The organism is Pseudomonas sp. MWU12-2037, from assembly GCF_023242345.1.
GTDB lineage: Bacteria > Pseudomonadota > Gammaproteobacteria > Pseudomonadales > Pseudomonadaceae > Aquipseudomonas > Aquipseudomonas gingeri_D.
The window spans coordinates 46456-71153 of record NZ_JALLIZ010000018.1 but is presented as its reverse complement, the minus strand read 5'-3'; the positions used below and the strand labels follow the sequence as shown (position 1 = coordinate 71153).

General features: G+C 61.9%; 20 protein-coding genes. 9 read left to right on the top strand and 11 right to left on the bottom strand.

Translation table 11 applies throughout. The features are described from left to right. Window positions 1-269: 269 nt before the first annotated feature. Window positions 270-1343, top strand: coding sequence for an ABC transporter substrate-binding protein (locus M5B42_RS25565; RefSeq protein WP_248747390.1), 1074 nt, complete (start codon window positions 270-272; stop codon window positions 1341-1343). 21 nt (window positions 1344-1364) lie between these two features. Here the strand turns inward: M5B42_RS25565 and M5B42_RS25560 are convergent, their stop codons facing one another. Together M5B42_RS25560 and metH are read right to left on the bottom strand one after the other, a co-directional pair. Continuing rightward, window positions 1365-1583 (bottom strand): DUF2970 domain-containing protein, encoded by a 219-nt coding sequence (locus M5B42_RS25560; protein WP_248747389.1) that lies wholly within the window; start codon window positions 1581-1583, stop codon window positions 1365-1367. Window positions 1584-1634: 51 nt separating this feature from the next. Then, on the bottom strand, window positions 1635-5345 hold the full coding sequence (gene metH / locus M5B42_RS25555) for a methionine synthase (RefSeq protein ID WP_248747388.1): 3711 nt from the start codon (window positions 5343-5345) through the stop codon (window positions 1635-1637). A 154-nt stretch (window positions 5346-5499) separates the two neighbouring features. Between metH and M5B42_RS25550 the strand changes: the two genes are divergently transcribed. Then, window positions 5500-7791 (top strand): fatty acid cis/trans isomerase, encoded by a 2292-nt coding sequence (locus M5B42_RS25550; protein WP_248747387.1) that lies wholly within the window; start codon window positions 5500-5502, stop codon window positions 7789-7791. A gap of 9 nt (window positions 7792-7800) precedes the next feature. Here the strand turns inward: M5B42_RS25550 and M5B42_RS25545 are convergent, their stop codons facing one another. Then, window positions 7801-8565 (bottom strand): helix-turn-helix transcriptional regulator, encoded by a 765-nt coding sequence (locus M5B42_RS25545; protein WP_248747386.1) that lies wholly within the window; start codon window positions 8563-8565, stop codon window positions 7801-7803. A 116-nt stretch (window positions 8566-8681) separates the two neighbouring features. Between M5B42_RS25545 and M5B42_RS25540 the strand changes: the two genes are divergently transcribed. Together M5B42_RS25540 and nfuA are read left to right on the top strand one after the other, a co-directional pair. Further along, entirely contained in the window at window positions 8682-9560 is an 879-nt protein-coding gene (locus M5B42_RS25540; protein WP_248747385.1) for an EamA family transporter, read from the top strand. Window positions 9561-9617: 57 nt separating this feature from the next. Further along, entirely contained in the window at window positions 9618-10202 is a 585-nt protein-coding gene (gene nfuA / locus M5B42_RS25535) for a Fe-S biogenesis protein NfuA (RefSeq protein ID WP_100943656.1), read from the top strand. 79 nt (window positions 10203-10281) lie between these two features. On the opposite strand, the gene M5B42_RS25530 is transcribed toward nfuA, so the two are convergent. From M5B42_RS25530 to M5B42_RS25515, 4 genes are all read right to left on the bottom strand, one after another. Continuing rightward, window positions 10282-10707 carry an NUDIX hydrolase gene (locus M5B42_RS25530; protein WP_248747384.1) on the bottom strand — a complete coding sequence of 142 codons (426 nt, stop codon included), beginning with the start codon at window positions 10705-10707 and terminating at the stop codon, window positions 10282-10284. 19 nt (window positions 10708-10726) lie between these two features. Further along, on the bottom strand, window positions 10727-11473 hold the full coding sequence (cobM, locus tag M5B42_RS25525) for a precorrin-4 C(11)-methyltransferase (RefSeq protein WP_103494833.1): 747 nt from the start codon (window positions 11471-11473) through the stop codon (window positions 10727-10729). A gap of 62 nt (window positions 11474-11535) precedes the next feature. Continuing rightward, window positions 11536-11961, bottom strand: coding sequence for a cobalamin biosynthesis protein (locus M5B42_RS25520; protein WP_248747383.1), 426 nt, complete (start codon window positions 11959-11961; stop codon window positions 11536-11538). 37 nt (window positions 11962-11998) lie between these two features. After that, window positions 11999-12355, bottom strand: coding sequence for a response regulator (locus M5B42_RS25515; protein ID WP_248747382.1), 357 nt, complete (start codon window positions 12353-12355; stop codon window positions 11999-12001). 261 nt (window positions 12356-12616) lie between these two features. On the opposite strand from M5B42_RS25515, the gene M5B42_RS25510 reads away from it, so the two are divergent. The 5 genes from M5B42_RS25510 (at window position 12617) to M5B42_RS25490 (ending at window position 19161) form a co-directional block, all read left to right on the top strand. Further along, complete coding sequence (locus M5B42_RS25510) at window positions 12617-16114, top strand: response regulator (RefSeq protein WP_248747381.1); 3498 nt, start codon at window positions 12617-12619, stop codon at window positions 16112-16114. Beyond that, complete coding sequence (locus M5B42_RS25505) at window positions 16114-16929, top strand: protein-glutamate O-methyltransferase CheR (RefSeq protein WP_177098811.1); 816 nt, start codon at window positions 16114-16116, stop codon at window positions 16927-16929. Before M5B42_RS25510 ends, M5B42_RS25505 begins: the two co-directional genes overlap by 1 nt. Continuing rightward, the gene (locus M5B42_RS25500) at window positions 16926-17531 is read left to right on the top strand and encodes a chemotaxis protein CheB (RefSeq protein WP_103494838.1); all 606 of its coding nucleotides are present in this window, start codon (window positions 16926-16928) and stop codon (window positions 17529-17531) included. Before M5B42_RS25505 ends, M5B42_RS25500 begins: the two co-directional genes overlap by 4 nt. After that, window positions 17525-18706 carry a hybrid sensor histidine kinase/response regulator gene (locus tag M5B42_RS25495; protein ID WP_103494839.1) on the top strand — a complete coding sequence of 394 codons (1182 nt, stop codon included), beginning with the start codon at window positions 17525-17527 and terminating at the stop codon, window positions 18704-18706. The genes M5B42_RS25500 and M5B42_RS25495 overlap by 7 nt, the downstream gene beginning before the upstream one ends. Before the next feature lie 77 nt (window positions 18707-18783). Then, window positions 18784-19161 carry a response regulator gene (locus tag M5B42_RS25490; RefSeq protein WP_103494840.1) on the top strand — a complete coding sequence of 126 codons (378 nt, stop codon included), beginning with the start codon at window positions 18784-18786 and terminating at the stop codon, window positions 19159-19161. 6 nt (window positions 19162-19167) lie between these two features. On the opposite strand, the gene M5B42_RS25485 is transcribed toward M5B42_RS25490, so the two are convergent. The 4 genes from M5B42_RS25485 to M5B42_RS25470 all read right to left on the bottom strand — a co-directional run bounded on the left by M5B42_RS25485 (window position 19168) and on the right by M5B42_RS25470 (window position 24660). After that, complete coding sequence (locus tag M5B42_RS25485; protein WP_248747380.1) at window positions 19168-20841, bottom strand: ATP-binding protein; 1674 nt, start codon at window positions 20839-20841, stop codon at window positions 19168-19170. Next, window positions 20838-22340: an ATPase domain-containing protein gene (locus M5B42_RS25480; protein ID WP_248747379.1), complete on the bottom strand. Its 1503-nt coding sequence runs from the start codon at window positions 22338-22340 to the stop codon at window positions 20838-20840. Before M5B42_RS25480 ends, M5B42_RS25485 begins: the two co-directional genes overlap by 4 nt. Before the next feature lie 279 nt (window positions 22341-22619). Continuing rightward, the gene (locus M5B42_RS25475; RefSeq protein WP_103494843.1) at window positions 22620-23672 is read right to left on the bottom strand and encodes a tetratricopeptide repeat protein; all 1053 of its coding nucleotides are present in this window, start codon (window positions 23670-23672) and stop codon (window positions 22620-22622) included. 88 nt (window positions 23673-23760) lie between these two features. Further along, window positions 23761-24660 (bottom strand): bestrophin family protein, encoded by a 900-nt coding sequence (locus M5B42_RS25470; protein WP_248747378.1) that lies wholly within the window; start codon window positions 24658-24660, stop codon window positions 23761-23763. Window positions 24661-24698 lie beyond the last annotated feature (38 nt).

The following is a 24698-nucleotide window of genomic DNA, read 5'->3' as shown; positions in this document are numbered from 1 at the left end:
TTCTGGGTCAGTCACAAATAAGGCGGCACCTGCCGTCACACGGATGCACAATCTGCCGTAACTGTAGGAGCGAGCTTGCTCGCGATGAACGCAAGGGCACTGCGCTTATCCGAGGCCCCGCGTTATCGTTGACGTCCATCGCGAGCAAGCTCGCTCCTACATTCCGTAGCGTTTTTATGGTGAGAGTTGTCGGACAATTCCGATGGTCTGCCGCAAGGTACAGGCAATTTGCCTGTATGATACGCCGCTATTTTCCGGGGCGCGGTGACATGCTGAAGACTCTCTGCAAAGGCTTGCTGATCCTGAGCCTGCCGTTCTGGATGGTGGCCCAGGCCACCACGGTGGTGTTTCTCAATCCTGGTTATTCCACGGAGCCGTTCTGGGTCAGTTATGCCCATTTCATGCAGGCGGCCGCGAGCAATCTCGGCATGGACCTGACGGTCCGTTATGGCGAGCGCGACCCGCAAACCAGCCTCGCCCAGGCTTATGAAACCCTGCAGGCCGCGCACCCTCCCGATTACCTGATATTCGTCAATGAGCAGTCCGTGGCCCCGCAAATCCTGCGGATGGCCCAGGGCCGCGGGGTCAAGCTGTTCATTGTCAACAATCGCTTGACCGCGGAGCAGAGCGAGCGGCTCGGTGACGTACCGGAGCTGCTGGGCAGCATGGTGCAGAACGACGAACAGGGCGGCTACCTGATGCTCAAGGAGCTGGTCCGGCAACGCTCGTTGCAGGCGCCCGGCCAGCCCATTGACCTGCTGGCCTTTGCCGGGATGAAGCTCACTCCGGCCTCGCAACTGCGCGAGCAAGGCCTGCGTCGGGCGCTGGCGGAGTTCCCGCAGGTGCATCTGCGGCAGTTGGTCTACGGCGAGTGGAGTCGCGCCCGCGCCTTTGATCAAGCCGAGCAGATGATTCGGCGCTATCCGCAGACGTCACTGGTCTGGGCGGCCAACGATGAAATGGCCCTGGGGGCCATGGCTGCCTTCGAAAAGGCGGGTCGCCGGCCTGGACGGGATGTCCTGTTCAGTGCCGTCAACAGTTCTGCGGATATTCTCCGGGCGCGTATCGACGGGCGCCTGAGCGTGCTGGTGGCCGGGCACTTCACCCTGGGTGGCTGGGCGATGGTGCTGCTGCGTGATCATGCCGACGGAGTCGACTTTACCCGCTATGGTGGCCGTGATCGGCAGGTCCAGGCACTTGAACTGATCGACAAGGCCCAGGCCGAGAAACTGTTGCGCTTCAGCACCAACGAGGATTACCGCGTGGATTTCAGGGCTCTGAGTGCCCGTGGCAAGCCGGGCAGCTACCGTTATCCGTTCACCCTGAAAACCGTACTGCCCTGAGTTCGGCCGCGCCTGTCGGTGTCATACGCCGGCGAAGTGCAGCACCAGCTTGACCACCCCGTAAAGCGCCAGGCCGAAGATCGCGGTGAACAGGATGCCAATCATCACGAAGTGGCTCGGCTTGCCGTGGGTAAAGTCACGGGCACGGTTTTTCCCGCTTTGTACGCCAAAGGCCGCCGCCATGACGCTATGGAGCATTTGCCAGAAGGTCGGCGGCTTGTTGTCGAGCGGATCGTCCATGGTGTCCTCCACACACAAGGTTGTGTGTGGAGAGCATAGACAATTCTCCCGTTAGTTGTCGTAGCCCAGGTTCGGTGCCAGCCAGCGCTCACTGACACTCAGCTCCTGGCCCTTGCGCGCGGTGTAGCTTTCGACCTGGTCCTTGTCGACCTTGCCGACGGCGAAGTACTGCGCCTGCGGATGGGCGAAATACCAACCGCTGACCGCCGCCGCCGGGAACATCGCGTAGTGCTCGGTGAGGAACACGCCGCTGTCGCCGGCCTTGCCTTCGCTGGCCGCCGGGTCGAGCAGGGCGAACAGGGTGCCTTTCTCGGTGTGGTCGGGGCAGGCCGGGTAGCCGGGCGCCGGACGAATACCGCTGTACTGCTCCTTGATCAGCGCGTCGTTGTCCAGTTGCTCGTCCTTGGCATAACCCCAGTAGTTTTTCCGCACCTGTTGGTGCAGCCACTCGGCACAGGCCTCGGCCAGGCGGTCGGCGAGGGCCTTGACCATGATCGAGTTGTAGTCGTCGCCCTTGTCCTGATAGGCCTTGGCGACTTCTTCGGCGCCGATCCCGGCGGTGGTGATAAAGCCGCCCACGTAGTCGGTCAGGCCGCTGTCTTTCGGCGCGACGAAGTCGGCCAGGGAGAAGTTCGGCTTGCCGTCGGTCTTGATGATCTGCTGGCGCAGGTGATGCAGCTTGGCCAGTGGCTGGCCATCGGCGCCGTAGACTTCCAGGTCATCGTCCTGCACCTGGTTGGCCGGCCAGAAGCCGAACACCGCGCGGGCGCTGATCAGTTTCTCGTTGATCAGCTTGTCGAGCATTTCCCGGGCATCGGCATAGAGGGCGGTCGCGGCTTCGCCGACCACTTCATCCTCGAGAATGCGCGGGAATTTGCCGGCCAGGTCCCAGGAGATAAAGAACGGCGTCCAGTCGATGTATTCGGCGAGGACCTTGAGATCGATATTGTCCAGCACCCTGGTACCAGTGAAGGTCGGTTTGACCGGCTGGTAGGTGCTCCAGTCGAACTGCGGTTTCTTGGCGATGGCCGCCGGGTAGCTCAGGCGTTCGGTACGGGCGCTGCGGTTGGCGGTGCGCTCGCGGACCTCGACATATTCCTCGCGGGTCTTCTGGACGAAGCCGGGCTTGAGTTCCTTGGACAGCAACTGGGTCGCGACGCCGACGGCGCGGGAGGCGTCAGTGACATAGACCACCGCATCGTTGCTGTAGCGCGGTTCGATCTTAACCGCGGTGTGGGCCTTGGAGGTGGTCGCGCCGCCGATCATCAGCGGCAGGTGGAAGTCCTGGCGCTGCATTTCCCGGGCGACATGGACCATTTCATCCAGCGACGGGGTGATCAGCCCGGACAGGCCGATGATGTCGCACTTCTGCTCCTTGGCCACCTGGAGGATTTTCTCCGCCGGGACCATTACGCCGAGGTCGACGATATCGTAGCCGTTGCAACCGAGGACCACGCCGACGATGTTCTTGCCGATGTCGTGGACGTCGCCCTTGACCGTGGCCATGAGGATCTTGCCCTTGGCTTCCGGCTTGTCGCCTTTTTCCAGTTCGATGAACGGAATCAGGTGGGCCACCGCCTGCTTCATCACCCGGGCGGATTTCACTACCTGGGGCAGGAACATCTTCCCGGCGCCGAACAGGTCGCCGACGATGTTCATGCCGGACATCAGCGGGCCTTCGATCACTTCGATCGGGCGCTTGAAGGACTGGCGCGACTCTTCGGTGTCTTCAACGATGTGGGTGGTGATGCCCTTGACCAGCGCATGTTCCAGGCGCTTGTTGACGGGCCAGCCACGCCACTCTTCGGTCTCGGCTTCCTTGACGCTGCCGTCGCCCTTGTACTTGTCGGCGATGGCGAGGAGGGCGTCGGTGCCTTCCGGGGTGCGGTTGAGGATCACGTCCTCGACGGCGTCACGCAGTTCCGCCGGGATCTGGTCGTAGATCTCCAGCTGGCCGGCGTTGACGATACCCATGGTCAGGCCGTTGCGGATCGCGTACAGCAGGAACACCGAGTGAATCGCCTCGCGTACCGGGTTGTTGCCGCGGAACGAGAACGATACGTTGGACACGCCGCCGCTGGTCAGTGCGTGGGGCAGCTCGTCGCGGATATAGGCGCAGGCATTGATGAAATCGACGGCGTAGTTGTTGTGTTCCTCGATGCCGGTGGCGACGGCAAAGATGTTCGGGTCGAAGATGATGTCTTCCGGTGGGAAGCCGACTTCATTCACCAGGATGTCGTAGGAGCGTTTGCAGATTTCCTTCTTGCGCGCTTCGGTGTCGGCTTGGCCAGCTTCGTCGAAGGCCATCACCACCACGGCGGCGCCGTAGCGCTTGCACAGTTTGGCGTGATGAATGAACTGCTCGACCCCTTCCTTCATGCTGATGGAGTTGACGATGCCCTTGCCCTGGATGCACTTGAGGCCGGCTTCGATCACTTCCCACTTCGAGGAGTCGATCATGATCGGTACGCGGGAGATATCCGGCTCACCGGCGATCAGGTTGAGGAAGGTGACCATGGCCTTCTTCGAGTCGAGCATGCCCTCGTCCATGTTGATGTCGATCACCTGGGCACCGGCTTCCACCTGCTGCAGGGCGACTTCAAGGGCTTCGGTGTAGTTGTCCTCGCGGATCAGCCGGGCGAACTTGGCGGAACCGGTGATATTGGTCCGTTCGCCGACGTTGACGAACAACGACTGGCGATCGATGGTGAACGGCTCCAGGCCGGACAGGCGGCACGCCTTTGGGATATCCGGAATGGGGCGTGGCGCGTAACCGGCCACCGCCTTGGCGATGGCGCCGATATGGCCGGGGGTGGTCCCGCAGCAACCGCCGACGATGTTCAGGAAACCGCTCTGGGCGAACTCCTCGATGACCTTGGCGGTCTCTTCCGGCAGTTCGTCGTACTCGCCGAATTCGTTCGGCAGGCCGGCGTTGGGGTGCGCGGAAACGTGGGTGCCGGCCTTGTTCGACAGCTCTTCCAGGTAAGGGCGCAACTCGCTGGCGCCGAGGGCGCAGTTCAGGCCCACCGAGATCGGCTTGGCGTGGGCCACGGAGTTCCAGAAGGCTTCGGTGGTCTGGCCGGACAGGGTGCGGCCGGAGGCATCGGTGATGGTCCCGGAGATCATGATCGGCAGTTCGAAGCCCAGCTCTTCATACACGCCTTGCACGGCGAAGATCGCGGCCTTGGCGTTGAGGGTGTCGAAGATGGTCTCGATCAGGATCAGGTCGGCGCCGCCTTCGATCAGGCCCTTGGTGGCCTCGGTGTAGTTTTCCACCAGTTCATCGAAGGTCACGTTGCGGTAGCCGGGGTTGTTCACGTCCGGCGACAGCGAGCAGGTGCGACTGGTCGGGCCGAGCACGCCGGCGACGAAACGTGGCTTGTCCGGGGTCTCCAGGGTTTTCGCGTCGGCCACCTTACGGGCCAGGCGCGCGCCTTCCACGTTCAGTTCGTAGACCAGCGCTTCCATGCCATAGTCGGCCTGGGACACCTGGGTGGCGTTGAAGGTGTTGGTTTCCAGGATATCCGCGCCGGCATCCAGGTAGGCCTTCTCGATCGAGCCGATCACATCCGGGCGGGTGATGACCAGCAGGTCGTTGTTGCCCTTTACATCGCTGGGCCAGTCGGCGAAACGTTTGCCGCGATAGTCCTGTTCCTCGAGCTTGTAGCTCTGGATCATGGTGCCCATGCCGCCGTCGAGAATCAGGATGCGCTCTTTGAGAGCTTTCTGGAGAGCTTGAAGGCGAACGCTGCGATCAGACATGGAAACTACCTGGAAAGGACGGATACAGAAGAGCCGCGATGATAGCAAACCTGTGCGCTTTTAGAGCATTCCAAGGTTTTGCATGAATATCACTCATGTTTAAGACGCAATGAGGCTGTAGAATCGTCGCGTTTTTACTTCAAGGATCAGAGCCATGCCGTACCGTTTTTTCAGCGCTTTCCTACTGCTGGTGCTTAGCAGTATCACCCAGGCGCAAGACTCGGCTCCGGCGATTTCCTATACTCGCGACATTCAACCGATCTTCGCCGAGAAGTGCGTGGCTTGCCATGCGTGCTACGACGCGGCGTGCCAGCTCAACCTGGGCAGCGCCGAGGGCGCGGCGCGCGGCGCGTCGAAGATCCTGGTGTATAACGGCAACCGCAGTGAGGCCTCCCAGCCCACGCGCCTGTATATCGACGCCCATACCCCGCGCCAATGGCAACAGAAGCAGTTTTACTCCGTGCTGGATGCCCAGGGCAGCCAGGCCGCCCTGATGTCACGCATGTTGGAATTGGGTCATCGTACGCCCTTGCAGCCCAATGCCAAGTTGCCGGAAGACATCGTACTGGGCCTGAACCGCGAGAATATGTGCCCGATGCCCGGCGAGTTCGAGGTCTATGCCGATGCCCACCCGAAAGAGGGCATGCCGCTGGCCGTGACCGGGCTGACCGATCAGCAGTACCAGACCTTGCAACGTTGGCTGGCCTCCGGCGCGCCGATGGATGAACAGGCCCTGGCACCGAGTGCCAGGGAGTCGTTGCAGATTACCCAATGGGAAAACCTGCTCAACGCTCCGGGAGCCCGGGAAAGCCTGGTGGGGCGCTGGCTCTATGAACACTGGTTCCTGGCGCACATCTATTTCGAAGGGGGCGAGCCGGGACACTTTTTCCAGTGGGTGCGTTCGCGCACGCCGAGCGGCCAGCCGATCGAACTGATCAACACCCGCCAGCCGAACGACGACCCGGGCATCCAGGTGTATTACCGGTTATGGCCGGTGCAGGGCGTGATCGTGTACAAGACCCATATCACCTATGCCCTGAGCGCGGCAAAGATGGCGCGGATCAAGACCCTGTTCTACAGCGGCAACTGGCAGGTCACGGCCTCGCCGGGCTACGGCCCGCAGCGACGGGCCAACCCCTTCGAAACCTTCGAGGCGATCCCGGTGGCGGCGCGTTATCAGTTCATGCTCGATAACGCCGAATACTTCGTCGACACCTTTATCCGTGGGCCGGTCTGTCGCGGGCAGATTGCTACCGACGTGATTCGTGACAACTTCTGGGTGTTTTTCCAGGCCCCGGAACATGATCTGTACATCACCGATGCGGTTTATCGCGGTGCCGCGACGCCGCTGCTGGCGACGCCGGGGCAGAATGACGATGTCGGCAGTGTGTTGAGCCTGTGGCTGGCCTATCGCGACAAGCGCAACGAGTATGAGGCCTTGCGCAGGGATGCCTACGCCACTGTCCGGGCCCCGAGTTGGTCGAGCCTGTGGGCCGGCAACGACAATGCCTTGCTGAGCATTTTCCGCCATTTTGACAGCGCCACGGTGAGCAAGGGCCTGATCGGCGAGGTACCGCAAACCCTGTGGCTGTTCGACTACCCGCTGCTGGAGCGGACCTATTACCAGTTGGTGGTGAACTTCGACGTGTTCGGCAATGTGTCCCATCAGGCCCAGACCCGGCTGTACTTCGACCTGATCCGCAACGGTGCCGAGCAGAACTTCCTGCGCCTGATGCCGGCGGATTCCCGCGACGGCTACCTCGACGACTGGTACCAGAACGGCGGCAAGCTGAAGATGTGGCTGGACTACGAGCGTATCGATGACAGCAAGCCGAGCGCCCTGAAGCTGGATGAAAAGGATCCGAAGGGCGACTTCGTCAGGCAACTGCTGGTGCGTTACGGCGATCTGAATGCGCACCCGGACCCGATCAACCGATGTGAGGGCGCGTACTGTTCGCGCCCGAACATCGACCCGGGACTGCAGGAGGCCGAACAGTCACTGAGTCGCCTGACTTCGCGGCCGGCGGCCGGGCTCAAGGTTGTCGAACAGTTGCCGGAGGCCACGATGCTGCGCATTGAAAGCCGTAGCGGCAAGCGTGAGATCTACAGCCTGTTGCGCAACCGTGCCCACAGCAACGTGGCCTTTATGCTTGGCGAGGCTTCTCGCTATCAGCCGGGGTTGGACACCGTGACCATTTATCCCGGGATCCTCAGCAGCTATCCGAATTTCATGTTCAATATTCCCGCCGATCAGGTGCCTGAGTTTGTCGATGCCATGGAGCAGTCCAAGGACGCCGCGAGCTTCGAAAAGATCGTCCAGCGCTGGGGGATTCGTCGCAGTCATCCGCAGTTCTGGCAGTATTTCCATGATTTGACGACTTACCTGCAGGAAACCGACCCGGTCAATGCCGGGGTGCTGGATATGAACCGCTACGAGAACCTTTGAGGGCAGGGGTCACTGGAAATAGCGACTGGGCGATTCGCCCAGCGCCCGGCGGAATACCGTGGCAAAGGCGCTCGGGCTGCTGTAGCCCAGTTCCATGGCTACTCGCGTCACCGCTTCGCCATTGCCCAGGCGGACGATCGCCGCCAGCAGGCATGCCTGTTGGCGCCATTCGACGAAGCTGACGCCGGTGTGCTGGCGGAACAGCCGGGTGAAGGTACGCCGGCTCATGCCAGCGTCTTGAGCCATCTCGTCGATAGTGATTTCCAGGGATGGCTGGTCGAGCAAGCGGCGGCAGATCCTGGCCAGGCGCGGTTCCCTGGGGAGCGGGGCGTTCAGTGCCAGCTTCGGCATCCGGGCGATTTCGTGGAGCAACAGGCCCAGCAGGTACTCGTCGCGCTCGCTGAGCGGGGCCGGGACCTGCGCCGCCTGCTCGAGCAACTGCCGCAGCAGCTCGGAAACCCCCAATACCTGGCAGTCTTCGGCCAGCGCCAGACGTTGCTGGGAAGCCGGCAGAATATAAGCGTTGAGCATGGTCACCGGGCCGCGCATGCGCATGGCGTGGGGCAGGCCGGCCGGAACCCAGATGGCGCGACCTGGCGGCACGACCCAGTCGCCCTGGTCGGTAAATACCGTGATCACCCCACAGGCGGCATAGGCGAACTGACCGCGCTGGTGGCTGTGGCGGTCGAATTCCTGGCCGTCGGCATAGTCGTGGCGGGTGACGACCACCTCGCGTGAGGTGCTTGGATAAAAGTCGGTGGTGAGAATAGGCATGGCCCATTTTTAATTGAAGTTGACCTTGCATTGCAAGCGGGCCAGTACAGGCATCGGCAAATTAGTCGGGTACCGGCGAGTCATATCGCCGTTCCTGACTATCCGGATGGTTTGCCATGCAGAAAAAACACCTGTTGCTCGCCGTGCTGGTCACGGCCGTATGGGGCTTGAACTTCCCCATCACCAAGCTGGGCCTGATCCACATAGATCCACTGCTGCTGACGGCGCTGCGCTTTACCCTGGCGGCTCTGCCATGGGTGTTTTTCATTCGCCGGCCACAGGTGGCGATGTCGTGGATCGCCGCGTACGGGATGATTTTCGGAGTCGCCATGTGGGGACTCATCAACTTCGGTATCAGCCTGGGGGTTCCCCCCGGAACGGCGGCGCTGCTGATCCAGACCAGCGCCTTCTTCACCCTGGGCTGGGGCGTGTTGCTGTTTCGCGAGTCGTTGAGCGGGTCCCAGCTGCTCGGCGCACTGCTGGCGGCCCTGGGCCTGGCCTGCGTGCTGTGCGACAGCCCGGCGGGCGAGAGCCGCGTCGGGTTGCTGTTGATCGTGCTCAGCGCCGTCGCCTGGAGCCTGGGCAATGTGCTGATCAAGCTGTCCCGGGTCAAGGAGGTGTTCGCCTTCGTGGTCTGGGCCAGTCTGTTCGCGCCGCTGCCGCTGTTCCTGCTCACCTGGCTCAAGCACGGCGCGGCGCCCTTCGTCGCGCTGCCGGATCAGGTCGGGCCGGGCCTGCTGTTCTCCCTGGCGTTCCAGGTCTATGGCGCCACGCACCTGTGTTACTGGGGCTGGAACCTGTTGTTGCGCGAATATCCGCTGTCGCGGGTAGCACCGCTGTCTCTGCTGATTCCGGTATTTGCCATTGTCGGTTCGATGCTGTTGCTCGGCACCTGGCCAAGCCCGGCGGGCTGGATCGCCAGCGCGCTGATTTTCTCGGCGTTGCTGGTGGGGGCGATCCGTTGGCGACCCCTGCTTTCCCGACAAAAATACTAGGACTTTGTCCGGCGGCTCGATTGGCGTAAACTGGCGGCAAGTCTGTGAGGAGATTCCATGAGCGCCATAACCATTACCGATGCCGCCCACGATTATCTGGCTGATCTGCTGTCGAAGCAGAACACCCCGGGGATCGGCATCCGCGTTTTCATTACCCAGCCGGGTACCCAGTACGCCGAAACCTGCATTGCCTACTGCAAGCCGGGTGAAGAAAAACCTGAAGACACCGCGCTGGGGCTGAAAAGCTTCACCGCGTGGATCGATTCCTTCAGCGAAGCCTTCCTCGATGATGCCGTGGTCGATTACGCCACCGACCGTATGGGCGGCCAGTTGACCATCAAGGCGCCAAACGCCAAGGTGCCGATGGTCAATGCCGACAGCCCGGTCAACGAGCGTATCAACTACTACCTGCAAACCGAAATCAACCCGGGGCTGGCCAGCCACGGCGGTCAGGTCAGCCTGATCGAGGTGGTTGAAGACGGCATCGCCGTGCTGCAGTTCGGCGGTGGTTGCCAGGGCTGCGGCCAGGCCGACGTGACCTTGCGCGAAGGCATCGAGCGCACCTTGCTCGAGCGGATTCCCGAGCTCAAGGGCGTACGTGATGTGACTGACCATACGCAGAAAGAAAACGCCTACTACTGAGTTCGGTAGCAGGGCGTTCGCTGTGTCCGGTTGGATAAAAAAACGGTGCCCGTGAGCACCGTTTTTCTATGGAGGTCATTCAGCGGGCTGTATTCTCCAGATAGTCACGCAACCGTTCCTGCAGATAGGGCACACCCAACGGGTGCTCCAGATACTCGACAATCGACATCATTCGCCAATACTGGCCTTCGTCGCCAAACCGGATCGCCTCGATTTCCTCGCGGCTCAGTTGCCCCACCAGAAACCACGAATGGGTATTGGGCTGGGTGACACTGGGATAACGCCGTGCCCATTCGATGCGCTCAGCCCCGATACGCAGGGAAAACTCCTCGTCCAGCTCCCGCAGCGCGCATTCGCTCGGTGTTTCCTCACCTTCACGACCACCGCCGGCAAAGTCCCAATGCCCGGGATAGGGGATGCTGTCCTTCATGTCACGCAGATAGGTCAGCAGCTCGTCGCCGCAGAGCAGGGCCAGCTTGGCGCCGGAGAACAGCGGTTCGGACATGGTGTTATCCCCCAAATGATCACGGTCGATAAAGGTGGGCATGGCCGGCCCGATACAGCGAAGACTCGCTGAAGTGGTCGCTGCCCAGCACGCGCCCCACCAGGATCAGGGCCGTGCGACGAAAGCCCTTGGCCTCGACCTGGGCCTGAATATCCGCGAGCGTCCCCACAACCCAGTCCTGATCGGGCCAGGTGGCGCGATGGATCACCGCGATCGGGCAGTCCGCGCCGTAATGCGGCAGCAGCTCCTCGATGATTTTAGCCAGATGCTTGACCCCCAGGTGAATCGCCATGGTCGCCCGGTGCTGGGCCAGGCTGGCCAACTCTTCTCCGGTCGGCATCGCGGTCTTGTCGGCATAACGGGTCAGGATCACGCTTTGGGAAATATCCGGCAGCGTCAGCTCGGCACCGAGCAGGGCCGCGCAGGCGGCGGTCGCGGTCACGCCGGGGACGATTTCATAGGCGATGCCCAGTTCGCGCAGGGGACGGATCTGCTCGCCGATGGCACCGTAGAGCGACGGATCCCCGGAATGCACCCGCGCCACGTCCTGGCCCAGGGCGTCGGCCGCCTTGATCAGGTCGATGATCTGTTCCAGGTGCAGTTCGGCGCTGTTGACCACCTGGCTGGCGCAGTGGCCTTGCAGGACGGCTTCGGGCACCAGGGAGCCGGCGTAGATGATCACCGGGCAACTGCGGATCAGGCGTTGGCCCTTGACGGTAATGAGTTCCGGGTCGCCGGGGCCGGCGCCGATGAAATAGACGGTCATGACACTCTCTGGACGGACTGCACAGGGCCTCACATGAACAATGTTCATGCAGGAGGAGGGGATTATCTAGGGTTTTGCCCGGTCCAGGCCAGCGCAAAGGTCGCCATGGGGTTCTTCTGCCGTGAAACCAGCAGGTTCGCCCGTGTTTGCCCCAACTGTTCGGCCAGGGCCAGCGCGGCACTTTCGGCCACGCCATGGCAGCCGGTCTGCTCGAAGGCCTGGCGGGAACGATGGCTGAGGCGTGGTTCGTAAGGCGCCAGCTCGGTCGCGCTGAAGAACACCAGCGGCAGGTTCAGGCGCTGCGCGAGTTCGAGCAGGCCCGGCTCAGCCTTTTTTCCGTCAATGCTCGCCAGTCCCTTGATCGCCTTGAGGTCGATTCCATGGGCCTGTAACGACTGCTCCAGCAACGCCTGCAGGGTCGAAGCGCTGCAGCCCTGGCGGCAGCCGAGGCCAATCGCAAGGACCGGCGTTGTCTGGGTTTGTGTCATGGGTGAGGCTCGGGGGGGATAGCGGGGCTGGAGTGAGTTATAGAATGCTTTTGATCTTGAGTCTCAGCTGATCGATGGAGAAGGGCTTGCCGATCACCTGCACGCCGGGTGCCAGCTCGATGCTTTCGGCGTAGCCGCTGGCAAACAGCACCGGCAGCCCGGGGCGCATCTGGCAGGCGGCCTTGGCCAATTCGCGGCCATCCATCTCGGGCAGTCCGACATCGGTCATCAGCAGGTCGATACGGGTATCGGCCTGTCTGAGAATATCCAGGGCCTTGTCGCTGCCGTCGGCCTCCAGGACATGGAACTCCAGTTCCTCCAGGACGTCGACGATCAGCATGCGCACAATGGCATCGTCTTCGACAACAAGGATGGTGGAGGTGGCTGTTGGCATAAGGGGGTATCCCAAAAGTGAAGGGTGGATCAAGGCCGCTGAAATGCTCTGCCTTCTGCATCAGTAAGCCACCAGGTCGGACAAGTTCCCACACTTGTACAAAAAAAACAAAGTGTACAAGATGATAGGCTAAGGTGAGTCATCACGTCACGGCAGTGCGGCCTGGGAAATTGCATTCTAAGCTGTGAGAAAAAAGTCGGTCTTTTATTCGTATATACGGCAGACTCCTTGATAATCAATAACTTTAATCCGGGCCCTGAAATGAATTCGTCGTCTTCGGTGGATGAACAAAGCTTTCGCAAGTTATTGAGCCGCAACATCAGCCTGCCCTTGGCTGTCGGGGTTCTCAGCGCGATCTTTTTCGTTTCGCTGATCACCTACCTGCTGTCGGTGATCCAGTGGGTCGAGCATACCGACCGGGTGATCAATAACAGCAACGAGGCGATGAAGCTCTCGGTGGATCTGGAAACCGGCATGCGCGGTTTCCTGATCACCGGTGACGAGCATTTCCTCGACCCCTATGAAGTCGCCAAGCCGAAAATCATTGCCGACCTGCGTGGCTTGCAGGAACTGGTCGCGGACAATCCGCAGCAGGTCGACCGCTTCAAGCGTATCGAAGCCTTGCAGAGCTCCTGGAGCGAATACGCTCAGGCGATGATCGGACTGCGGCGTTCCGGCGGCGACTATCAGGGGGCGATCCTGTCGGGGCGCGGCAAGCGCCTGGTTGACGAGATCCGTAGCGAGTTTGAAAACGCCATCGACATGGAGCAGCAACTGCGGCTCGCGCGCAATGATGCCGTAAGCCGCACCACGATCTGGAGCATCGTCCTCTATCTCATTTTTGTGCTGGGTCTGAGCGCCTTGTTGGCCTTTATTGGTCGACGAGATTTATTAGCACTTTCAGCTAGTTATGCAAAAAACCTCGCGTCACAACTCAAGAGTGCGGAGCGCCTGGAGCAGCAAGCCTGGCTGCGCAGCGGCCAGACCGAACTGGCCGAGCAGGTGCTCGGCCAACTGACTCTCCAATTGCTGGGGCGCAATATCCTGCAATTCTGCGCCCAGTACATGGGCAGTGCGGTGGCGGCGTTATATGTGCGCGAAGAGCATGGCGGCCTGACCCGTGTCGCCAGCTATGGCTTTTCCCGCGAGCAGGAGCAGCAGGAGCAGGCGATCTTCAGCGATGAAGGCCTGGTCGGCCAGGCCGCGGGCCAGGGCCGCCTGATCCGCCTGGACGAAGTGCCGGTGGATTACTTCAGGGTCAGTTCGGGCCTGGGCAACGGCTCGCCGCGCAGTGTGCTGGTGGTGCCGACCACCAACGATGAGCGGATCAACGGGGTGATCGAGCTGGGTTTCCTGCGGCCCTTGAACGACCGTGATATCGAGCTGCTGGAACTGATTGCCGACAATATCGGCACCTCCATCGAAGCCGCGCGTTACCGCCAGCGCTTGCAGGAGGTGCTGGCCGAGACCCAACAACTCAACGAAGAGTTGCAAGTCCAGCAGGAAGAGCTCAAGACCGCCAACGAAGAGTTGGAAGAACAGTCCCAGGTGCTCAAGGAGTCCCAGGTTCATCTGGAAAGCCAGCAGAGCGAACTCGAACAGACCAACGAGCAGTTGGCCGAGCAGGCCCTGGCCCTGGCCGAGCAGCGTGATGCGATGGACCTCAAGAACAATCAGTTGAACCTGGCCCAGGTCCAACTCGAGGAACGCGCCGAGGAGCTGCAACGCTCGAGCAAGTACAAGTCCGAATTCCTCGCCAACATGTCCCACGAGCTGCGCACGCCGCTCAACAGTTCGCTGATCCTGTCCAAGCTGCTGGCGGAGAACCCCGAGGACAACCTTACGGCGGAACAGGTCAAGTTCGCCGAATCGATCTACAGCGCCGGTAACGATCTGCTCAATCTGATCAACGACATCCTCGATATCTCCAAGGTCGAGGCCGGCAAGTTGGAGGTGCGCCCGGAAAACACCAGTATCGAACGTCTGGTGGAGGGGTTGCGCAACATGTTCCAGCCACTGGCCAGCGACAAGCAGCTGGGGTTCGAGGTCGAGTTGCGCGGCGATCTGCCGACGACGCTGTTCACCGACCGCCAACGTTTGGAACAGGTGTTGAAGAACCTGCTGTCCAACGCCATCAAGTTCACCGAGACCGGTCGGGTCAGCCTGAGCGTGTCGCGCCAGCCGGGTGTCGGGATTGCCTTTACCGTCCGCGACTCCGGCATCGGAATCGCCGCCGAACAGCATGAGAGCATTTTCGAGGCGTTCCGCCAGGCGGACGGCACCACCAACCGCCGTTATGGCGGCACCGGCCTCGGCCTGTCGATTTCCCGCGACCTGGCGGCGCTGCTCGGCGGCTCCATCAATGTGGCCAGCCAGCCCGGCCAGGGCAGTGTGTTTACCCTGGTGATGCCGGAGCGGTATGTGGAGCGCCACGATGGCGTGGGCCCCGCGCCGGTGGTAGCGCCGCCGGCACCGCTGGAGTCCCTGGATCCGCCGCGCAAGCTGGCGCCGGTGGTGGTGATGGAAACGCCGATCCAGCGTTTTGCCGATGACCGTGAAAAAGGCCCGTTCAGCAGCCGCTGTATCCTGGTGATCGAAGATGAACAGAAGTTTGCCCAGATTCTCTACGACCTGGCCCATGAGCTGGGTTACCAGTGCCTGGTGGCCCATGGCGCGGACGAGGGCTTCGAGCTCGCCGCGCAGTTCATCCCCGACGCGATCCTGCTGGACATGCGCCTGCCGGATCATTCCGGCCTGACGGTGCTGCAGCGCCTCAAGGAACAGGCACCGACCCGGCATATCCCGGTGCATGTGATTTCCGTGGAGGACCGCGTCGAGGCCGCCATGCACATGGGCGCCATGGGCTACGCGCTCAAGCCGACCACCCGCGACGAACTCAAGGAGATCTTCACGCGCCTGGAGGCCAAGCTGACCCAGAAGCTCAAGCGCGTACTGCTGGTGGAAGACGATGACCTGCAACGCGACAGCATCGCCCGCCTGATCGGCGACGACGATATCGAGATCACCGCCGTGGGGTTTGCCCAGGAGGCCCTCGATCTGCTGCGCGATACGGTCTTCGACTGCATGATTATCGACCTCAAGCTGCCGGACATGCTCGGCAACGAGTTGCTCAAGCGCATGGCCAGCGAAGACATCCGCGCTTTTCCGCCGGTGATCGTCTATACCGGGCGCAACCTGACCCGCGACGAAGAGGCCGAGCTGCACAAGTACTCGCGCTCGATCATCATCAAGGGCGCGCGCTCGCCGGAGCGCCTGCTCGATGAAGTGACACTCTTTCTGCACAAAGTCGAATCCCAGCTGTCCCATGAAAGACAGCGCATGCTCAAGACCGCCCGCAGCCGCGACAAGGTCTTCGAAGGGCGCAAGATCCTGCTGGTGGACGACGATGTGCGCAATATCTTCGCCTTGACCAGCGCGCTGGAACACAAGGGCGCGATTGTCGAAATCGGCCGTAATGGCCGCGAAGCGATTCAGCGACTCAACGAAGTGGAGGACATCGACCTGGTGTTGATGGACGTGATGATGCCGGAGATGGATGGTTACGAGGCCACGCTGGAGATCCGCAAGGATCCGCGCTGGCGCAAGCTGCCGATCATTGCGGTCACGGCCAAGGCGATGAAGGATGACCAGGAGCGCTGCCTGCAGGCCGGCTCCAATGACTACCTGGCTAAACCGATAGACCTGGATCGACTGTTCTCGTTGATCCGTGTCTGGCTACCGAAGATGGAACGGATCTAGTGGATCGAAGTACCGACATCGAGTTGCGGTTGTTGATCGAGGCGATCTACCTCAAGTACAGCTACGATTTTCGCGATTACTCCGGCGCGTCGATCAAGCGCCGGGTTCACCATGCCTTGCTCCAGCTCGATTGCGCAACCATCTCGGCGCTGCAGGAGCGGGTGCTGCACGATCCGGCGGCGTTCATGCAGTTGCTGCAGTACCTGACCATTCCGGTCAGCGAGATGTTTCGCGATCCCGGGCATTTCCTGGCGATTCGCCAGGAGGTGGTGCCGCTGCTCAAGACCTATCCGTCGATCAAGATCTGGATCGCCGGGTGCAGCACCGGTGAGGAGGTGTACTCCATGGCGATCCTGCTGCGTGAAGAAGGTTTGCTCGAACGCACGATCATCTACGCCACCGACATCAACCCCCATTCGCTGGAAAAGGCCAAGCAGGGCATCTTTACCCTGGACAACGTGCGCACCTACGCCGATAACTACCGGGCGTCCGGCGGCGAGCGCGACTTTGCCGAGTACTACAACTCGGCCTACGGCTACGCGATATTCGACAAGACCCTACGGGAAAACGTGACCTTTGCCGACCACAGCCTGGCGACGGATAGTGTATTCTCTGAAACACAGCTGATTTCGTGTCGTAACGTATTGATTTATTTCAATAAAAAACTCCAGGATCGAGCCTTTGGGCTGTTCCATGAGTCGTTGTGTCATCGGGGCTTCCTGGTGCTGGGCAGCAAGGAGACGCTGGACTTTTCAGCCTATGGCAAGCGGTTCGAGGCGTTGGTCAAACAAGAACGGATCTACCGTAAATCATGAACGACCCGTTACTGCAAAGCATCGACCGCCAGCGGGTCGAAGCGGTCGTGGTGGGGGCCTCGGCGGGTGGCGTCGAGGCCCTGATGACCGTGCTCGGCTCGCTGACCACGCGTTTCAGCCTGCCGATCGTGACCGTCCTGCACATGCCGGACGGGCACCGTAGCCAGTTGGCCGAAGTGTTCGGGCGGCGCCTGGCGCTGCCGGTGAAAGAGGCGGACGACAAGGAAAGCATTGTGCCGGGTACTTTGTATTTCGCCGCTCCCGGGTACCACCTGTCCATCGAGCAGGACCGCAGCTTTTCGTTCAGTCGCGAAGAGCGGGTGCATTATTCCCGGCCCTCGATCGATTATCTCTTTGCTTCGGCGGCGGACGCTTATGGTTCGCGGCTGATGGGCATACTCTTGACTGGCGCCAATCAGGATGGCGCCGCGGGTCTGGTACAGATCCAACGCCAGGGTGGCTTGACCGTGGTGCAAGACCCGAATGACGCTCGGGTCGCGACCATGCCCGAAGCCGCGTTGGCGTTGCACCAGCCGGACTACCTTCTTTCTTTGCAGGGCATCGGCCGCCTGCTTGTCGAGCTGGAACGAATCACATGCTGAGTACTATCCAGGCCAAACTGCTGATCGTCGACGATCTGCCGGAGAATCTGCTGGCGCTGGAAGCGCTGATCAGGCGCGAGGACCGCATTGTCTACAAGGCGCTCTCGGCGGATGAGGCGCTGTCGCTGCTGCTTCAGCACGAATTCGCCATGGCCATTCTCGATGTGCAGATGCCGGGCATGAATGGTTTCGAACTGGCCGAGTTGATGCGCGGCACCGAGAAGACCAAGAATATTCCCATCGTCTTTGTCAGCGCCGCTGGCCGCGAGCGCAACTACGCCTTCAAGGGCTACGAGAGCGGCGCGGTGGACTTTCTGCACAAACCCCTCGACACCCATGCGGTGAAGAGCAAGGTCAGCATCTTTGTCGAGCTCTATCGACAGAGCAAGGCGATGAAGCTGCAAGTCGAGGCCCTGGAGCAAAGTCGCCGCGAGCAGGGGCTGCTGTTGCAGCAACTGCAGCTAACCCAGGAAGAGTTGCAGCACGCCGTGCGCATGCGCGATGACTTCATGTCGATCGTCTCCCATGAGGTGCGCACGCCGCTCAACGGGCTGATCCTGGAGACTCAACTGCGCAAGATGCACCTGGCCCGGGACAATGCCGACGCCTTCAGCCTGGACAAGATGCGCAGCATGGTCGCGCGGGACGAGCGGCAGATCCAGAGCCTGATTCGCCTGATCGAAGACATGCTCGATGTCTCGCGCATTCGCACCGGCAAGCTGTCGATCCGCCCCGTACGCCTGGACCTGGTGCAACTGGTGAGCAAATTGCTGGAGAGCTTCGCTGCGCAGGTGGACGCGGCCGGGTCGACGATCAGCTATTCGGGCGAGGCGTCACTGGTGGGGGAGTGGGATGAGTTCCGCATCGAACAGGTGATCTCCAATCTGCTGACCAACGCCTTGCGCTATGGCGCCAAAAGCCCGATCGAGGTGCGTGTGTACCGCCAGGCGAACGAGGCCCGGGTTGAAGTGCGTGACCGCGGCATCGGCATCGGCGAAGATGACCAGGCGCGGATCTTTCAGCAGTTCGAGCGGGTGTCCGGCAGTCATGTCGCCGCCGGCTTGGGTCTGGGCCTGTTTATTTCCGAGCAGATTGTCGCGGCCCATGGTGGTCGCATCACCGTCGAGAGTACCCTTGGCGAGGGGGCCTTGTTCTGCGTTTGCCTGCCCTTGTAGGAAAAGCCGACATCAGACGCAACCTCTGGCTGAGCCGATGGTCGTATTGGCAGCAATTTCAGGAATAAAGGCTTCCCATGAGTGAAGATGCACAAGACGTCGTATTGATCGTCGAGGACGATGCCTCGATCCTGATGGTCCTTTCGGCCTACCTTTCCAGCGAGGGCTATCGGGTACTGCAAGCGGAAAACGGCGAGCAGGCGTTCGCGATCCTGGCGAGCAAACCCAACCTGGACCTGATGATCACCGATTTTCGTTTGCCTGGTGGTGTTTCCGGGGTAGAGATCGCCGAGCCTGCGGTCAAGCTGCGCCCGGACCTCAAGGTGATCTTCATCAGTGGTTACCCGGCGGAAATCCGCGAGTCCCACAGTCCCATTGCCCATAGCGCGCCGATCCTGGCCAAGCCGTTCGACCTGGATGTCCTCCAGGAGCAGATCCGCAAGCTGTTGGCCTGACCCCCGTCACACACTGATCATCTCGCGAACCTTGGCCGTCAGCAGCTCGAAGGTGAAGGGCTTGGTGATCATTTGCATGCCCGGGTCGAGGAAGCCGCCGCGCACCGCCGCGTGTTCGGCGTAACCGGTGATAAACAGGATCCTCAGTCCGGGCCGCAGTTGCCGGCCGATTTCCGCCAGTTGCCGGCCGTTCATCCCTGGCAGCCCGACGTCACTGATCAACAGGTCGATGCGCTGGCCGGAGTCAAGAATCGGTATCGCGCCATTGGCATCGCAGGCCTCGACAAAACGGTAACCCAGCTCACCGAGCACTTCGCTGACCAGCACCCGCACCGCCGGATCATCCTCGACGATCAGTACGGTTTCACCGTCTTCGGCATGGGGCGCATGGCCGGAGTGCAGCGCTTCGTCCTGGACCTCCGGGGCACCCTGGTAGCGCGGCAGGTACAGACTGACCGTGGTGCCCTGGCCGACGGTGCTGTCGATGGCCACATGGCCTCGGGACTGTTTGCTGAAACCATAGATCATCGACAGGCCCAGGCCCGTGCCCTGGCCGATGGGTTTGGTGGTGAAAAACGGATCGAAGACCCGGTTGATGATGCTTTGCGGTACGCCGCTGCCGCTGTCGCGCACCTGCAGTACCACATAGTCGCCGGGCTCGAGGTTGGCCTGGGCTTCGGTAAACGCCAGGTCCAACGCCTGGTTGAAGGTCCTGACCAGCAGGTTGCCGCCGTCCGGCATGGCGTCGCGGGCATTCAGCACCAGGTTGAGCAGGGCGCTTTCCAACTGGTTGGGGTCGGCTTCGGCGGTCCACAGGTTTTCACCGAGGGCCATTTCCAGGCGAATGCTTTCATTGAGGCTGCGGTTCAGCAGCTCGCCCATGGAGGTCACCAGCTCGTTCATATTGACGGGCTTGGAGTCCAGCGACTGGCGCCGGGAAAAGGCCAGCAGGCGGTGGGTCAGGCCGGCGGCGCGATTGGCCGAGGTCACGCCGAGGTCGATCAGGCTGTCGAGGTCCTCGAGGCGACCACGGGCCAGCCGCCGCTTGAGCAACTCGAGGCTGCCGATAATGCCGGTGAGCATATTGTTGAAGTCATGGGCGATGCCGCCGGTGAGTTGGCCGACGGCTTCCATTTTCTGCGATTGGCGCAAGGCTTCCTCGTTGTGACGCAGTTGCGCGGTGCGCTCTTCAACCTGTTGTTCGAGGGTTTCGAGGGTGTCCTTGAGGCGCAGTTCGCTTTGGCTGAGGTCGAACAGCCGGTCGCGGGCTTCATACTGGCGGCGGCGTCCGCGAATGGCGGCGGTCACCAGGCTGATCAGGGTTACCGGGTGGAACGGGCGCTCGAGAAAGGTCACATTGCCCAGCAGCGCGCCGAGCCGGGAAGAGGGCGGTTGGTCCGGGCCGCCGTGATGGGTCAGCAGCACGATCGGCAGGTCGGACCAGGCCGGCTGCTGTTGCAGGTACGCCTGCAGGGCGCCCAGGTCCGCTTCGCGCAGGGCCTCGGCGGCGATGATGATCAAACCCACGCCTTGTTCCAACTCGGCGCCGAGTGCCGCCAGGTCCCGGGCGATTACCGCGGGAAAACCGGCCTCGGCGAGAATCCTCAGGGCAATCTGGCTGTCGCGCCCCAGCGGAGCGAGGATGATGGCCCGTTCGGAGACCACGTCGGGGGTAGTCACAAACCTTCTTCCTTGAGCAGGGGCGGGCCTTCACCGAGGTAGGTCGGTACGCCACGCAAGACTCCCTGGAACGCCTCCAGCGGCGCACCGATGGTGATGCCCCGCGCATTGATGCGGTATTCGCGGATCGTCGACTCGTGGGCGCCGGTGCGTTTCTTGATGATGGAGATGGCCCGGCGGACCTTGCCCAGTGCTTCGAAGTAACGCAGCAGGATCACGGTGTCCGCCAGGTAGGTGATGTCCACCGGGGCCTGCATGTCGCCCACCAGCCCGTGCTGGGCGACGGTCATGAAGGTCGCCGCGCCCTGGCGATTGAGGTAGAGCAGCAACTCGTGCATATGCAGGATCAGCGCATTTTCTTCCGGCATCGCGGCCTGGTAACCGTTGATGCTGTCGATCACCACGGTCTTGATGCCGCCCTGATCCACGCAGCGGCGCACCCGATGGGAGAACTCACCGGGTGACAGTTCGGCGGCGTCGACCTGCTCGATCAACAGGTTGCCAGTGTCTTGCAGGGCCTGGAGATCAATGCCGATATTGCGCATGCGTTCGAACAGCAAGCCGAGCTCTTCATCGAAAATAAATAACGCGGCTTTCTCGCCGCGGGCCACCGCCGCGGCGGCGAAGACCATCGCGATCAGCGATTTGCCGGTGCCGGCCGGGCCGAGGATCAGGGTGCTGGAGCCGGTTTCGATACCGCCGCCGAGCAGTGCGTCCATCTCGGCGATGCCGCTGGTGAGTTGCTGGCGCACATAACGGCCACGGTGTTCGGCCGCCACCAGCCGGGGGAAGACATGCAGGCCGTCGCCCATGATGGTGAAGTCATGGAAACCGCCACGGTATTTCTGCCCACGGTACTTCACCACCCGCACGCGGCGTCGTTCGGCGCCGTAGTTGGGGGTCAGTTCCTCCAGGCGGATCACGCCATGGGCGACACTGTGCACGGTCTTGTCGAGGGATTCGGTGGTCAGGTCGTCGAGCAGCAGGACGGTGGCGTCATAACGCACGAAGTAGTGCTTGATCGCCAGGATCTGCCGGCGATAGCGCAGCGAGCTCTGGGCCAGCAGGCGAATCTCCGACAGGCTGTCGAGGACCACGCGGGTCGGCTGGACCCGTTCCACCACTTCGAAAATCTGCTTGGTGGCTTCGCCCAGTTCCAGGTCCGAGGAGTACAGCAGGCTTTGCTGATGGTCGGCATTGAGCAGGCTTTCCGGCGGGGTCAGCTCGAACAGGCTGATGTTCTCGTCCAGTTCCCAGCCGTGGGACGCGGCGCCCTGGCGCAGTTCGTGCTCGGTTTCCGAGAGCGTGATGTACAGCGAGCGTTCGCCGGCCTGGGCACCGGCGAGCAGGAAGTGCAGGGCCACGGTGGTCTTGCCGGTGCCGGGTTCTCCTTCGAGGAGAAAGACATGGCCGCGGGACAAGCCGCCGCAGAGGATATCGTCCAGCCCTTCAATGCCGGTCGCTGCCTTGGGAGTGATGGGGGCAAGTGATGTAGTCAAGTCCAGACCTCTTGTTACCTAGGAGGGGTCTTGTACTGGACCTTGGGCATTTATCGGGGTTCAAAATTATTGCGCGACTCAGCCGGCTGAACGCGATCTCTCCCGGTGGGTGTCGGCTTGCCGGCGATGGGGGCTGCAAGATAGCCAGAAGCTTCGCGGGCAAGCCCTGCTCAACAATGTTGTGCCGTACACACAATCGGTGAACGACACCATACTGTAGGAGCAGGGCTTGCCCGCGAAGAGGCCCTCGAACCCGCCAAAAGTCTCGCGGACGAGCGTTTACAACCCCTGCTGCAACGCCGGATCATCCGGGTTCTGCTGCTCCAACTGGGCCAGCAGGATCTGCACGTTCTGCAATTGCCCGGTTTCCTTCCAGTAGCTGATCAGCAGCACCCGCGCCTTGCGGTTCGACGGCTGGCGCTGGACGATTTCCTCCAACTGCCGCTGGGCCGCCTCGACCTGCTGCAAGTCATGCAGGGTGGTGGCCAGCTTGTAGCGGTACTCGGCGTTCTCCGGTTGCAGTTCCACCGCCTTGGCCAACCCCAGCACCGCGAGTTCGGTCTGGCCGTGACGCAATAGCCAGACCCCCAGGGCATGTTGCAGATAGGCCGATTGCGGCTGCACCTGCAGCTGCTTGGCCAGCAGTTGCCGGGCCTGGTCCGGCTGGTTGCGCTTGTCCAGCAATTCGACCTGGGCCACCAGCGCCTTGAGGTTGTCCGGCTCCAGCCGCGAGACATGCTCCAGCGCCGCCTGGGCCTTGTCCAGCTGTCCCTCATGCAAATACAAGCGCGCCAGCTGGAACTGCGCCTCGGCGCTTTCCGGCTGGGCCGCCAGGGTCCGTTCGTACTCGTCCACCACCTGTTGCAGCGGGCCGTAATACAAGCCCTGGTCGTCCGGTGACAAACCGAGCATGGCGTTGGCGGCGGCGAAGCGCACGGCTTGCTCGTGGTCTTCCAGCACCGGACCGAGCAACAGGCTGCGCTGGGCCCCGGGTACCAGGCCGACAATGCTCTGGATCGCCGCTTCGCGAACCACCGGCGAGGAGTTCTGCAGGTCCGCATCGGCCAGTTTCAGGGCCTGGGGGCTGGGGTAGTTGGGCAGTTCGGCATGCAGGGCGGCGCGGCGGGCATCCGTCAGGTCTTTGCGCGCCAGCTGCTGGTAGAGCACCCGCGCCGCGCCGGGCAGGCCATTATGCGCTTGCTTCAGCGCCTGGCCGTAATTGATATGCGGGGCCTGGGGAGCGGCAGGCTTGCCGGGCAGCCAGTGCCAGACAAGGCCGAGGGCAAGCAGGAGCGACAGGCTGGTAAGCAGGTAGCGGCGAGGCTTCGTCATGCAGGGTCCGTGAGCTGGCGAGCGTTGAATGTACCAGCTTCGGTCAGCCGCGCTCAGGAGTCAAACCCGCGCCACCGATCAGCCCGCCTCAGGTCAGCACATAGTCCACCGGTTCCAGCACCGGCGGCAGTTCGCTGTGCCCGAGGCTGGCGAGGACTTCGCGTTCCACGCTGCGCAGGATCGCATTGCACGGCAGATCGTTTTCATCGAAGCCGAACGGGTCCTCCAGGTCGTCGCCGATCTCGTCCAGGCCGAGGAAGGTGTAGCTGACGATGGCGGTGAACACCGGCGTCAGCCAGCCCAGCGGTTCGGCCATGGCGAAGGGCAGGAGAATGCAGAACAGGTAGATGGTGCGGTGCAGCAGCAGGTTGTAGGGGAAGGGCAGTGGCGTGTGCTTGATCCGCTCGCAGCTGGCCTGGACCTGGCTGAGGCTGAGCAGCAGCGCCGAGAAGATTGTATAGCGGTACTCGCTGATCAGCCCTTGTGCCGCGAACCCGGAGCAACGTGCGCCGATCCGTTGCAGCAACTGGTCGGTGGCATTCGGATGGCCGGTGGCGGGCGTTTCCTGTTGCCAGGGTTCGATGGCCTGGCGTTCGTCCTCCAGGCGCAGACGGGCAATCAGGCCGTGGGCAAAACCGCAGAGCTCGCGCAGCAGCGCGGTCCGTTGCGGCCCATCGCCGAGCACCTGGCTTTCGCGAATCAACGAGCGCACGTCGATGATCAATTGCCCCAGCTGCTTGCGACCTTCCCACCAGCGGTCATAGCAGGTGTTGTTGCGAAAGCTCATGAAGATCGACAAGGACAAGCCGAGCAAGGTGAAGGGCGTGGCATTGACCTTGGAGAAATAGGCCGGATGCCAGGTCTCCACCAGCACGATGACCGAGGCCAGCACGGTCACCAGCAGGCAGCGCAGGGCAATGCGCTTGGCAATCGAGCCCTTGAGGGAAAACAGGATGGCGATCAGGTTCGGCTTGGAGCGGACGATCATGGCGAGGGTCTTGGGGCTTGGGAAAAATGACGGTACTC

Bases quoted from the DNA above. Each gene is read 5' to 3' on its own strand.
- M5B42_RS25565 (WP_248747390.1), top strand. From the start codon at position 270: ATGCTGAAGACTCTCTGCAAAGGCTTGCTGATCCTGAGCCTGCCGTTC.
- M5B42_RS25560 (WP_248747389.1), bottom strand. From the start codon at position 1,583: ATGGACGATCCGCTCGACAACAAGCCGCCGACCTTCTGGCAAATGCTC.
- metH (WP_248747388.1), bottom strand. From the start codon at position 5,345: ATGTCTGATCGCAGCGTTCGCCTTCAAGCTCTCCAGAAAGCTCTCAAA.
- M5B42_RS25550 (WP_248747387.1), top strand. From the start codon at position 5,500: ATGCCGTACCGTTTTTTCAGCGCTTTCCTACTGCTGGTGCTTAGCAGT.
- M5B42_RS25545 (WP_248747386.1), bottom strand. From the start codon at position 8,565: ATGCCTATTCTCACCACCGACTTTTATCCAAGCACCTCACGCGAGGTG.
- M5B42_RS25540 (WP_248747385.1), top strand. From the start codon at position 8,682: ATGCAGAAAAAACACCTGTTGCTCGCCGTGCTGGTCACGGCCGTATGG.
- nfuA (WP_100943656.1), top strand. From the start codon at position 9,618: ATGAGCGCCATAACCATTACCGATGCCGCCCACGATTATCTGGCTGAT.
- M5B42_RS25530 (WP_248747384.1), bottom strand. From the start codon at position 10,707: ATGTCCGAACCGCTGTTCTCCGGCGCCAAGCTGGCCCTGCTCTGCGGC.
- cobM (WP_103494833.1), bottom strand. From the start codon at position 11,473: ATGACCGTCTATTTCATCGGCGCCGGCCCCGGCGACCCGGAACTCATT.
- M5B42_RS25520 (WP_248747383.1), bottom strand. From the start codon at position 11,961: ATGACACAAACCCAGACAACGCCGGTCCTTGCGATTGGCCTCGGCTGC.
- M5B42_RS25515 (WP_248747382.1), bottom strand. From the start codon at position 12,355: ATGCCAACAGCCACCTCCACCATCCTTGTTGTCGAAGACGATGCCATT.
- M5B42_RS25510 (WP_248747381.1), top strand. From the start codon at position 12,617: ATGAATTCGTCGTCTTCGGTGGATGAACAAAGCTTTCGCAAGTTATTG.
- M5B42_RS25500 (WP_103494838.1), top strand. From the start codon at position 16,926: ATGAACGACCCGTTACTGCAAAGCATCGACCGCCAGCGGGTCGAAGCG.
- M5B42_RS25495 (WP_103494839.1), top strand. From the start codon at position 17,525: ATGCTGAGTACTATCCAGGCCAAACTGCTGATCGTCGACGATCTGCCG.
- M5B42_RS25490 (WP_103494840.1), top strand. From the start codon at position 18,784: ATGAGTGAAGATGCACAAGACGTCGTATTGATCGTCGAGGACGATGCC.
- M5B42_RS25475 (WP_103494843.1), bottom strand. From the start codon at position 23,672: ATGACGAAGCCTCGCCGCTACCTGCTTACCAGCCTGTCGCTCCTGCTT.
- M5B42_RS25470 (WP_248747378.1), bottom strand. From the start codon at position 24,660: ATGATCGTCCGCTCCAAGCCGAACCTGATCGCCATCCTGTTTTCCCTC.